The sequence below is a fragment of the Calyptranema fuscum S582 genome, assembly GCF_055793305.1.
In genome coordinates, this window is the sequence record NZ_JBSLYH010000096.1 from 1 (window position 1) to 10441 (window position 10441).

Consider the following 10441-nt stretch of genomic DNA (forward strand, 5'->3'; position numbering starts at 1 on the left):
GGACGGTGCTTCAACGTAAACTCAAATAACCCTGCTAATGCACGAAAATATTTGCTGTGGAATTCCTTACCATTATCAACCACAATAGTTTGTGGAAGTCTTCCATATTTCTTAAAGCAAGTTCGCAACACCATCAAGCAAGATCGGTAAGAAGGCCGATCGAAGGTGATGTACATTGCTAAAATACGTCGGCTGTAAGCATCAACTAGGAATGTTACCCATGCTTTTCCTAACCTTCTTCCAGTAACAGAATCTCGAAGTTCAATATCTAGGGGAGTGTGATCAATATGTCCAATTTCAAAAGGTCGCTCACCATGAGGAGGGGTGTCTAGTTTGAGAAATAGACAAAACACCTCTAATGGAATGGCTGCGCGGCGACCCTCACGTTTTTCAGTTTGCTCTGGTCCTGAGCGATGCTTGATTTCCTTGATGAAGGTCTTATAACTGGGAGCATCACTTTCTGGAAGGTGTTCTTCATCCACACAAAAGCTAACGAAAGCATCGTAAACAGATTCTTTGTTTGACTGTTTATAAGTCTCGTATTTCTCCTTAATAAATTTTGTAATAATAGCCAGAATGTGCTCAGGAATTTTACGATTTCGATTCCCTTTCACAATTTCAACAAAGATTAATCCAAGAAATCCGAACCCATGATCGTTCTGAGCCTCATAATATTTGCGCTTCAAATTACGGATATTACGTGCTTTAAGAACTGAATCTGGAACCGGACGATCAAGATAAGGGCGAATTAACTCAAAGCGGGCAGTAGCTTTCTCATAATCAAGTGAACTCGCTTTGTGGAGAATCTCCATTGCTTCTGGTGACAATTGACCTTTATGTTGAGTTTTGACCCCGGTAATTTGCCCGGCATAAACAAGGCTCTCAAAGGTATTAATAGGAAGAACTACAGGTTGGTTATCTTGGTCGCGAAACAGAATGTTGGTTTCTCCAACCAAACCAACAGTTAAAGTTCTTCCGTCGAAAGAAACTGTTGAGCCTTTGACTAGCTCAATATCTGGAGTTATTACTGTTTCGTGTGCTTTTTCAGATAGGATGAGTAATCGATAGGCATTTGCTGTTTGCTGGTCTTTGAAGACAAAGCATCGCTCAGGTTCTGTTAAGGGGGCAACCCTTAAATCAACAAATATTTGTCCTGCAACAATCATAGAATGAATGTCATTGGGGGTAGCACCTTTAGCATGGTGTAGAAGATGGGCTAAAGATATACCTGGTTGTGCAGAGACGAGAGATATGACGGTGTCAAAAACTGTTTTGTTTTCTAATTGAGTAGTGCCAGTCATGACCATTTGATTAGACAAAATCAGATGAATTTTGGTGATTACTTAAAAAAATGATCTTTCCTTGCTTCACTAAATCGTGAAACGTCTCCAGAGGTAGTTGAACTGGTGCGTCGTTACTACTGTGAAATAGAATTTGACTTTCACCAATAAAAATGACTGTTAAGGTCTGTTCATCCCACTTAATAATTTGATTGAGATTGATTGGTTGAGGATTCATTAGCAGTTGAACAATCCTTAAATAAAAGACATTTACTAGGTTGAACTAAAAAACAAAACAAAGATCAAAGTAAATTGATTCGCTAGCGATCGCTGAACAAATGTCGTCTTGGTTAATTCCCTCTGCCAAAACTTTATCTGTGGAGATCCCTAAATTGGACAAAACGATAGAAATTACCGTTGTACTCGTCGTCATATCCATAACAAAGCTAATCCTCCTAAATTTAGGAACGATAATATTCACCAAGAAAAGTAAGATTTCGGTATAATATCCAATCGATTTCTGAATCTGAGAAAACGGTAAAAGAGAAGCCAAACTGTTTGGCATACTCTTCCCCAGGTGGCATATGCCATTTACCATTTTCATCACAGCGAAAGCGGTTAGGATTTTTTATTGAAAGGCGCTCTAGTTCCTGCTGCATCTTACACTCTGCCCAACCTGCACTATTAGATTTCATGATGAAGAAGTCTGGCGTGTACCAATACCCTACTTCCCTGCCACTATCTGTTTGATACGTGAGCTTGATTTGCGGAGGTTGATCGAAATACCAAATCACATCCGAATCATGCTCAAGCATATAAATGAATGGCAACTCCACTTTGTGTGACTCGAACTGGATGGTTGCCCCCATCTTTCGGCTGGGATATATGCCAGATACATTTGATCTGCCGCCACCAACCAAACGGGAAGGGGCAGAAAAGCAGTTAAGTTCGATCACTTTACGGGCTACTTCAGAGAGAGGTGGCTGCTGACGGCTATACCACGCCTCGACCTGTTCCTTCGAAAGCAGCGTACGCGTATTCATTGCTGGTTTCTCTCCAACTACAACAGGGCTTGCTACCCAGCTAACCAAGTAGCAGTGATTTTTTAAAATTACACTATGTATATAAAGACTGCAACTTGAAAACGTTTAAAATAGGGAGTACTAGACGCCTGGTGCTTGCGCCTAGCCTGGCTGTTTATGGCGATCGCTGCTGGAGTTCTTGCCTATAGCGGTATCCACTTGAGTGAAGTACGGAGTGTAGGGGGCCACCCTTACGCAGGGGGCACTGCCTCCTGCACCCTATTTACTTAATCAACTTGAACACCGCTGTAGAACAACTCTGAAATAACGTGTTTGTTGCGATGCCTGCACCACCTCCTACAGAAGTGTTACAAGTTTGACAAAAGCCTTGATATTGATTGATGAAAAGCCAGACTCATTGCAGGTAGGCATTGTAAAGTTCAAGCTGCCTTCTATGCTTCAAGTCTTTGTGTACTAATAGCAGCGGCTGGATACTGAATTTGTCCATCACCACAATCTTTTGAAAAATCTCTGTATACGAAATTTAGACTCCTACATTCGTCCTAACCAATCAGTTAGGCTTACTCTAGTGGTATGAGTGTAAAGAGCGTAGCTATATGGAATTCAGTCTAATAAGGGTAGATTCTTCGTTGCTCTGCGGCAAAGAAGGCAAACTGCAATCTGCAGCTTCAGTTCGGCAACAGCTCCTATTTCCTACCCCGTCTACCTACAGTGGAGTTCGTTGATTGGAATGTAAGTTATGAATCGGCAAGTGGACGAACCTCGCTCTTTGTATGAAGCTCTTGATCTCTACTCCTCAGCGGTTCAGGAAACTGAGGCGGAGCAAAGAGCTTATGCTGCACTTGCTCAAGTTCAGACATCACTATTGCGTTATGTCCTTCCAGCAATGGGATTTCCAGAAATTAAAGGCAAGAAAATCACCGAGTTAGAGAAGCGGGTGGGCTTAGAAAACCTCAAACAACTGCCTTTGGAAAAGCTTCAAGAAATACCTAGTGCTCTAGATCGCTCATTCGCAAACATGGGTGTGTCAAAAGGCAACCAGCGCACTCTGCGGCACGCACTTAATCGCTTTGTTACTTGGTGCCAGTCCCAGTCCTGGTGGTTGCAAAATAGCTCTAATGCAACAGCTAGGCGGAAGAAAGCTAAGGATACTCGTACTGCTACCCGGAAAAAACAGAAACCCTATGGACTGAAATCGACCAAAGCTAAACAGATTCCGCAACAACTTCAGCTAGAGCTTGAGGAGTTCTACCAATTTAGAGTCAATCCCCCATCTCAAGCGCTGATTTCAGCAGTGAAAGACGCAACTGCAAAAAACGACTTAAAGAATATCAATCTCTTTCTAGGTTGGTTACATCATTACCGGGAATTACCAATTAAACAGTTAACCTTAGGTAACTTCATGCCTTCCGCCTTCAAAATTGAATACGAGGATGTGGAACAAGGAGATCAATTTACCCCAGTAATCTCTGGCTATATCACGGAGTATATTAATTGGCTAATGTCTGATTCTGAAGATGCTTCTATAGCCCAGGGAAATAGAAGTCAACATACTATTATTAACCTGTTGCAAACCTCGATCGCAGTTATCAAATTTATTTATTATAAAAATCAAAAAATCCTCAGACAAGGTGATTATGAAAATATTCAAGCAATTCAGGCATTTCGCTCAGAAATAAGAAGAATTCAACGGGATCTCCAAAACAAAATATCTATCACTCAAAAATTTGAGGAAACTTTAGATTGGAATGAGTTTTTACAGCTAGTGGAGGCTCTCAGATTAGAATGTGAGCCTCAGCGATTGATTAAAAATCCAAATGAAAAAGATTTTACAAGGTCATCTTCTCGAACGTTAAGTGCAACTGCACAAAGCTTTCAAAGATTTCTCATGGTAGCCTTTTATGCTTACTTTCCTTTGTACACTCGAATTACATATAGATTTTTAAATTTTTTCGCTTCGGATGCTAGTCGGGAAGTCAAAGATTACTTGACTTTCAATAAAGGCTACTTATTTTTGTATGAAAATATCTGGTGGATAAAGCTTTTTGGTTCTCTTAATGAATTAAATGAGCGTAAACGGCCTCCTATCTTGAAAGTACCCAATTTGACGTATCCAGATGGAACATCTTTCTATGATTACCTAAATTTCTGGTTAGTTCATTTTCCGTGTACAGATGATGATGTAAATAGTGGGGGATTAAGAGCATGTTTTCATCCCCACCATTCTTTTATTTTTACAAAAAAGAATGGGGAGTTTTATAGAGATACTACAGATTTTGCTAACGTCATTCGAAATGCTTCTTATCGAATAATAGGGAAATCAGTAACGCCAAATGCTATCAAACGTGCGTTCGTATCCTATATGCAATCTAAAGGTTATTCTGAAGCTTTAATCGCTAGCTTGTCTAATTCCGTAGGTTATAAGAATGATGACTTAAGAAAAATCTACTCGGAGCAAATGATTGAGGCAGAATCAGAACTTGTACAAAAATTGGGCATAACAGATTGAGTTTTTGTATATCATAAACTCTTGTATAAAATCACTATGTTGTTGAAGTTAATTTTGGTCAGGAGCCGTACATTTGTCGCCTATTTGATGGGCTTTGTTTTGAGGCGCATACAGTTGATGTAGAACCTCGTTATACCGTCCTTCGGCTTCCATCGCCTTCAGGTCTTTGAAATATTCCAATACGTCTTCATCTAAATCAATTTCACCACTCCTAAAACATTGTTCAAGAACTTGAAAAGTTACAGCACAAAGTTGCTTTTGTGCCATCTGCCAAAGATGAAGTAACCAGCTTTGTATCTTCAACGCTCGTCTGTAGGAAAGGAATCCTTTGAACAATAAAAACTTGTTTACTCCCAGCCAAAAGGCAAGCAGCATCGAAACTAGGAAGTAACGTTTGCAGGGCAACTTGAGCGATTTGGACATATTTGTAACCTTAATTAGACATGAACTGAAAGCCTTAACCTCAGCAAGGACATTCAATCTACTGATTGGAATTACGACACCTCTGCTCAAATCCGCAAATTATCAAGGCGATCGACGATACCAACGACATTGAACAATTCGCTGATGTAGGTGAGCAGGCAGACCAGTTCCTGGGCTAATCCAAGCTGTAAGTCAGGAGCGATCGGGAGTTGCGCCAGGTTCTTTTGTAGCTGGTAGCTGACCTCAATCCACTGTTGCGTCGTATAAAGAGGCTGGTAGCAGACCGAAAGACCATCTTTCGATCCACCAACCGGAATAGACAGAAACTGGAACCAATCCCCCAAACTGACCTGCATCTCAACAAAAAACTCAGTAATTTCAGGCTCTTTAGAGGGTTTGGTTGTCTGAATGTTTTTCAGTTGTAGAGGGTGAGGCAGGGTTTTTAGCACCCACTCTACTGGGTTTTGAGCGACTTGCAACGGTGGGGTTGCGCCTACTTCTTCCGCGCCTGCCATCAACATAGAGTGTACAAACCGCTCGAACTCAGGCTTTGAAAGGATCGATCGCGCATCGAAAGCAAAATGAGTCCGCAGTTGATCGAGCAAAGTTTCCTGAAGGGCAGTAAATTCTAGCTCTCGTTGACGGATTGCCGCAAACTCAGTCACAACCTGCTGCCTCATTTGATTGAGTTGAGTGGATAACTCCCTGCCTTTGCGTCGTCTAAGCTGCGTGTAGGCTACCATAAGTTCCCCAATGGTCGATGAGGAGAGGGTTTGTGCTGGTAAAACGGGGGGATCTCCGGACATGCTGTCTAAGTAGTCTGAAGGATCAGAACTCATCCACCGGGTTTCAACCTTTACCTGGTTAAGGGACTGAACCTGAACTGGCTGAATTCGTACCATCTCAGCCGGTTCATCAGAGTAGGTTTGGTCAATCAAGGCTAACAGTGCTTCGGGTGTGAGTTCGTCACTTTGAACTCGTTGCCAAACACTATGAGGATCACCATCGTCCGGGTAAAGATGGTACAGCAGTGCTTGCCATTGCTCCGGATGAGCCAACATCTGCTGGGCGATCTCAATGGGAGAAGTTGCTTGAACCAATGTGCAACTCTTGTCATGTAGCCCTTCGATATCACTGTGGAGGATGGCATAAAGTGGCATAGATCTTCTTTCCCTGATCACAAATTACAGCGCTCGGAATAATGCATCTCAAGGAGTTGGGAAGCAACGGCTTACCTGTAGGACACAAGTAAGGCTGGCAGTTCGATCTCAAAAGCCCTCCCTATTGCCGTTTTTCCCATCGCTTCACTTACCAACTTCAGCAAGTTCTCTGTGCGGCTGATCAAAAACATTTCAAAGTCGTTCTGCCACAAAGTTTCCGGCTCTACCAGGTGCGATCGCAAAATCGAGTCGAGACGAGATCGGGAGATACCCTGATCCACCAATGCTTGAAGATACTCATTCGGTGCCTTACCACCAATCTTTTTATTGCTGAGTTGGGACAGCGGAGTCAGGTTCACCAGGCAGTTGTACTGGGAGGCGGGAATTGCCTGACGTTTGGCATAAGCGGTGGGAAAAAGATGGTGGCACTCAATCGGATCATTAAAGAAGTTCACATCTGATAGTGCTTCGCCAGTCGCAAGGTCGATCGCCCCATTTTTCCGTAACAGGGCGCTAATGCTCTTGTAAACAGAGCCGTGTCGTCGCTGAGTGCGCTGTAAGAAACTGCGGTCAAACAGCGCCTCCCGTACTGTGCTTGGAACGACCAGACTATTGCCCATCAACCAGTCTGGCACCTCCAACATGTCTCTTGAAGCTCGTGCCTCATGCCAGGAAGTGTAGAACGCGGTGCAAGCCCCACACCAGAACCACTGCTCTAACTTGGATCGTACCTGTTCCTGAGGATAGCCAATCACGGCAAACACAGCAGCAAGAGCGACGAGCTGAATCTGGTAGGGCAAGTCCTCAGCCGCCACAATCCGTTGTCCATGTAAAAACCTCACCGCCTCTTCATACCCCACCACCACTCGTGGGGCAAAGGTTTTGTACTCCTCAACCGACAAATTTAAAACCTCATCCCGTCCACAAGCCACTGCTGGAAGCTTTTGTGAGGGAGTTGAGTTTTTAATGGCATGTTGGCGACGGTAATAAGCTGCGACCAGGGTCACACAACTGAGAAAGTCTGTTTCCCGCACGGAATGCAGCAATCGGTGTTTTTTGAGTTGCTGCTCTTTTTCTGCCCAATCTTCTCGGAGGGAGAAGTTGTCGGCGGCAAAGCAGGCGGTAGCGAGATCAAAAAAGGTGAGCACTGAATTTTGCGTGTTCACGTTCTCGAACATCTGGCAGACGGCAGGGCGGGGCAGTGATGCCATCAATTCAATGACGGGTAGCTGATAATGCTCAAACCGCTTGATGATTTCCTGCTCGAACTTGTCGATTAATTCCAGCTTTTCAGGTGCGTAGTTCCAATATTTGCAGTATTCCTGCCGCCATTTTGAGAACTGAAAGGTGCTGGTAGTTGGGAACAAGTTCTGCTCGTACTCTTTTTCTGGCGTAGAGCAATCAATCTTTTTGCCTTCGGTGCCACACCCGGCTTTAATGCGATCCTCATTCAGACTGACGATCGCTTGCTCTCGACGGATTTGAGCATCCAGTGCCTTTTCAATGTCAATGTAGTACCAGCGGTTAGAGTGTTTGTAATTTCTTTTTCCACGGAGTTGAACCGGGCGATTCGAGAACAGAGCCATGTAAAGGGCCGTCAGCCGTTGCTGTCCATCCAGGATTAGATAAGTTGGGACAGGTTGTTGTTGAAGTTGCACACCTTCCACCAATCGAGGACGAAATACCCAGTGAGGGCTGCTATTCTCCAGCAACATGATCGCCCCGATCGTCCACCCCCGACTGATGCTTGCTAACAGACGAATGATCAGATCGTCTAACCAGCAAAAACTACGTTGTAGATCTGGCAGTTGAATCTTGCCTTGATGGATTTGTAAAAGCAGATCGGCCAATACAGGTTTGCCAATGTCGAAATTGGAAAGCATGCCGTCCATGTACGCGGGTTCCTCCGGGGCTGTTGAAGAGATTGTTGTAACGATAGATCGAGCGTACTATCTGAAACAAGACAATCCCCCAAATTCCCCTCAAATGAGGGAAAGAACCACACATCTGTCATGACTGGTCTGGAAAGAGAATGGCACGATCTCTGGGTGGGAGTGGGCAAAGACGATCCCATGCTTCAGCAGGAATTTCACGGTAATGACGGAGTAAAAACCGGAACTCCCCTAATCGACGCAGGTAAACCTCTTTGAGCATTCGGGGTTCGTGATTCTGACTCATCCATCGCTCCATTGTGGCTAAGCTACATCCGGCAACGATCGCGAGTTGCTCTTGGGTGAGATCGAGTTCCTCATACAGCTCACGGGGATGGGCGATCGCAATCTGACAATTTACGTAAGTCCGAAACAGCACCTGTTCGACTTCTCCAAATGGAACTTGTCCTGACCTGCGTGTCATAAAGCCTCCAACTCAGTAGAAACTGATGGAGCCTGTTCAGGAAGAATCTCTAGATCTTCTTCAGCAACCCAATCAGCGGCAATCCAGTCTCGTGATGGGCTGTCAGCATCTAGCAATAAGAGGTAAATCCAGGACCACTGAGGTCTTTCATGAGAGCTATCTGACCTTGGGAGGTAAACGTGCCCAATAATGCTGCCCCAATCTGTGTTCTGGGTTGGAATCCAACGGCACCGTTCTCCCATTTGATATTTAGGAGAAGCGACAGATTGTGGAAAACCTGGAGGTAGGCCAAGTGGTCGTATATTTTCACTTAAGAAGTCAAACATAGAGGAGCTGGGCAGTTGAGTTGCCGTATCGGGCAGGCTCATGAGCTGCTGATTCGACCATTGAATCAATGGCTGAGCAGTTATTTGCCTACCAATTAGGAGTATCACACTTATAGTATGAAATTCTACACCTATTATGTGTGGACTTGATGCCCTCATTCCCTCAAGATTCAGTCGTGAGGGAAAATGAGCGTTCGGACATAAAGTGGTTATTCGGTAGGGCGGTTAGGAAGCGCAGGCGAGAACTAGACCTCTCACAAGAGGAATTGGCTGAGCGCGCAGGCTTACATCGGAACTACATCTCAGATATTGAGCGGGGCGATCGCAATCCTTCTCTTGAAAATATCCAAAAGCTAGCAAAAGCCCTTGATACAAAGGTTTCTGCGCTCTTCATCGATTATGGAGTTGATGAGGCATCTGAAGATTGATGCAATCAACAAAGGCACAGATTTTAGGCAAGTTGAGTGAGTGCTTTGTGAAGTTCAACCATTGCCAAAGTATCGAGCTGGCAGTAAGCCTTCAGATCCGCTATCAATTGGACTTTCTGGTTTGGATCGGGGCACAAAATCATCTTGTCCCAAATGGCTTGCGCTTGGTCACCACGCTGACAATTTAGAGCTTTGTAGCTCAAATCCGGAACCAGAACCGGCAAAACGTTTTTGATGGAGGTGGATCCTCGGCAGGCAGGATATTCAGTGCTTCTTAAAAACATCCTCTTGCGATCGCTCTGATACTGTCTGTGATTGCGACGTTTTTGCCATCCCTCGTGGCTGATTGAGTGGCAATGCGATCGCGGTAGGGGTGATTTTGGGCGATACCCGATCGACTTTGCGGTTATTTATGGCAAAACCCGTCCCTACAAATGACCGCGTTTGCAGCAGGCGTTGTTTAACGTGTTGAGTGGGCGTTTTCTTCCATCTCGCTCAAAATTGAGCCAGGTAGAACACAGATGTGGGCAGTCCAGCGACAACACAGACTGGCTACCCAGAACACCGCTCTAACAATCTCCCACCATGTCCTCATCCCTATTCCTCCCCGACCTGCCCGACTATGACCCCGAACCTGCCGATGGCGTGCGAGTGGATGAATCGCCTGTACCCGGATTGACCCTGCGGCGGATTCTGCGGAAGCATACAGATTGTATCGGTCGCATCGCCTGGTCACCCGATGGTTCACTGCTTGCCTCACCTTCATTGGATCGTACAATTTGCATCTGGGACATTGCTAGCGGCAAAGCGTTGCAGATACTAAAAGGGAGTATTGCACAGGTCAACAGCGTGGCGTGGTCGCCTGATGGGCAGCAACTTGCTTCTGCTTCGGATGATCAAATCATTTATATATGGGA

12 protein-coding genes are annotated in these 10441 nt (G+C 44.7%); 4 read left to right on the plus strand and 8 right to left on the minus strand.

Annotated elements, in window-relative coordinates; translation table 11 throughout:
• The 4 genes from ACR6Z4_RS31500 to ACR6Z4_RS31515 all read right to left on the minus strand — a co-directional run.
• The coding region (locus ACR6Z4_RS31500) for an integrase catalytic domain-containing protein (protein ID WP_479721278.1) at nucleotides 1–1301 on the minus strand (1301 nt) is incomplete at its 3' end.
• Nucleotides 1302–1311: 10 nt separating this feature from the next.
• The gene (locus ACR6Z4_RS31505) at nucleotides 1312–1518 is read right to left on the minus strand and encodes a hypothetical protein (protein WP_479721279.1); all 207 of its coding nucleotides are present in this window, start codon (nucleotides 1516–1518) and stop codon (nucleotides 1312–1314) included.
• A 45-nt stretch (nucleotides 1519–1563) separates the two neighbouring features.
• Nucleotides 1564–1719: a hypothetical protein gene (locus ACR6Z4_RS31510; protein WP_479721280.1), complete on the minus strand. Its 156-nt coding sequence runs from the start codon at nucleotides 1717–1719 to the stop codon at nucleotides 1564–1566.
• Nucleotides 1720–1741: 22 nt separating this feature from the next.
• Nucleotides 1742–2323 carry a Tn7 transposase TnsA N-terminal domain-containing protein gene (locus tag ACR6Z4_RS31515; RefSeq protein WP_479721281.1) on the minus strand — a complete coding sequence of 194 codons (582 nt, stop codon included), beginning with the start codon at nucleotides 2321–2323 and terminating at the stop codon, nucleotides 1742–1744.
• Between the two features lie 739 nt (nucleotides 2324–3062).
• Here ACR6Z4_RS31515 and ACR6Z4_RS31520 point away from each other — a divergent pair.
• The gene (locus ACR6Z4_RS31520; protein WP_479721282.1) at nucleotides 3063–4832 is read left to right on the plus strand and encodes a hypothetical protein; all 1770 of its coding nucleotides are present in this window, start codon (nucleotides 3063–3065) and stop codon (nucleotides 4830–4832) included.
• Nucleotides 4833–4880: 48 nt separating this feature from the next.
• Here the strand turns inward: ACR6Z4_RS31520 and ACR6Z4_RS31525 are convergent, their stop codons facing one another.
• The 4 genes from ACR6Z4_RS31525 to ACR6Z4_RS31540 form a co-directional block, all read right to left on the minus strand.
• Nucleotides 4881–5099 carry a hypothetical protein gene (locus ACR6Z4_RS31525; protein ID WP_479721283.1) on the minus strand — a complete coding sequence of 73 codons (219 nt, stop codon included), beginning with the start codon at nucleotides 5097–5099 and terminating at the stop codon, nucleotides 4881–4883.
• 242 nt (nucleotides 5100–5341) lie between these two features.
• Complete coding sequence (locus ACR6Z4_RS31530) at nucleotides 5342–6415, minus strand: hypothetical protein (RefSeq protein WP_479721284.1); 1074 nt, start codon at nucleotides 6413–6415, stop codon at nucleotides 5342–5344.
• Between the two features lie 71 nt (nucleotides 6416–6486).
• Nucleotides 6487–8298, minus strand: coding sequence for a GmrSD restriction endonuclease domain-containing protein (locus ACR6Z4_RS31535; protein WP_479721285.1), 1812 nt, complete (start codon nucleotides 8296–8298; stop codon nucleotides 6487–6489).
• Nucleotides 8299–8425: 127 nt separating this feature from the next.
• Nucleotides 8426–8770 (minus strand): helix-turn-helix domain-containing protein, encoded by a 345-nt coding sequence (locus tag ACR6Z4_RS31540; protein ID WP_479721286.1) that lies wholly within the window; start codon nucleotides 8768–8770, stop codon nucleotides 8426–8428.
• Between the two features lie 502 nt (nucleotides 8771–9272).
• Here ACR6Z4_RS31540 and ACR6Z4_RS31545 point away from each other — a divergent pair.
• The 3 genes from ACR6Z4_RS31545 to ACR6Z4_RS31555 form a co-directional block, all read left to right on the plus strand.
• Nucleotides 9273–9524: a helix-turn-helix domain-containing protein gene (locus ACR6Z4_RS31545; RefSeq protein WP_479721289.1), complete on the plus strand. Its 252-nt coding sequence runs from the start codon at nucleotides 9273–9275 to the stop codon at nucleotides 9522–9524.
• Nucleotides 9524–9712: a hypothetical protein gene (locus tag ACR6Z4_RS31550; protein ID WP_479721287.1), complete on the plus strand. Its 189-nt coding sequence runs from the start codon at nucleotides 9524–9526 to the stop codon at nucleotides 9710–9712. Before ACR6Z4_RS31545 ends, ACR6Z4_RS31550 begins: the two co-directional genes overlap by 1 nt.
• 397 nt (nucleotides 9713–10109) lie before the next feature.
• The coding region (locus ACR6Z4_RS31555; RefSeq protein WP_479721288.1) for a WD40 repeat domain-containing protein at nucleotides 10110–10441 on the plus strand (332 nt) is incomplete at its 3' end.

Excerpts from the sequence above, each read along its gene's own strand:
- ACR6Z4_RS31550 (WP_479721287.1), top strand. The coding sequence starts at position 9,524 with ATGCAATCAACAAAGGCACAGATTTTAGGCAAGTTGAGTGAGTGCTTT.
- ACR6Z4_RS31530 (WP_479721284.1), bottom strand. The coding sequence starts at position 6,415 with ATGCCACTTTATGCCATCCTCCACAGTGATATCGAAGGGCTACATGAC.
- ACR6Z4_RS31525 (WP_479721283.1), bottom strand. The coding sequence starts at position 5,099 with ATGGCACAAAAGCAACTTTGTGCTGTAACTTTTCAAGTTCTTGAACAA.
- ACR6Z4_RS31505 (WP_479721279.1), bottom strand. The coding sequence starts at position 1,518 with ATGAATCCTCAACCAATCAATCTCAATCAAATTATTAAGTGGGATGAA.
- ACR6Z4_RS31510 (WP_479721280.1), bottom strand. The coding sequence starts at position 1,719 with ATGGATATGACGACGAGTACAACGGTAATTTCTATCGTTTTGTCCAAT.
- ACR6Z4_RS31535 (WP_479721285.1), bottom strand. The coding sequence starts at position 8,298 with ATGCTTTCCAATTTCGACATTGGCAAACCTGTATTGGCCGATCTGCTT.
- ACR6Z4_RS31540 (WP_479721286.1), bottom strand. The coding sequence starts at position 8,770 with ATGACACGCAGGTCAGGACAAGTTCCATTTGGAGAAGTCGAACAGGTG.
- ACR6Z4_RS31520 (WP_479721282.1), top strand. The coding sequence starts at position 3,063 with ATGAATCGGCAAGTGGACGAACCTCGCTCTTTGTATGAAGCTCTTGAT.
- ACR6Z4_RS31515 (WP_479721281.1), bottom strand. The coding sequence starts at position 2,323 with ATGAATACGCGTACGCTGCTTTCGAAGGAACAGGTCGAGGCGTGGTAT.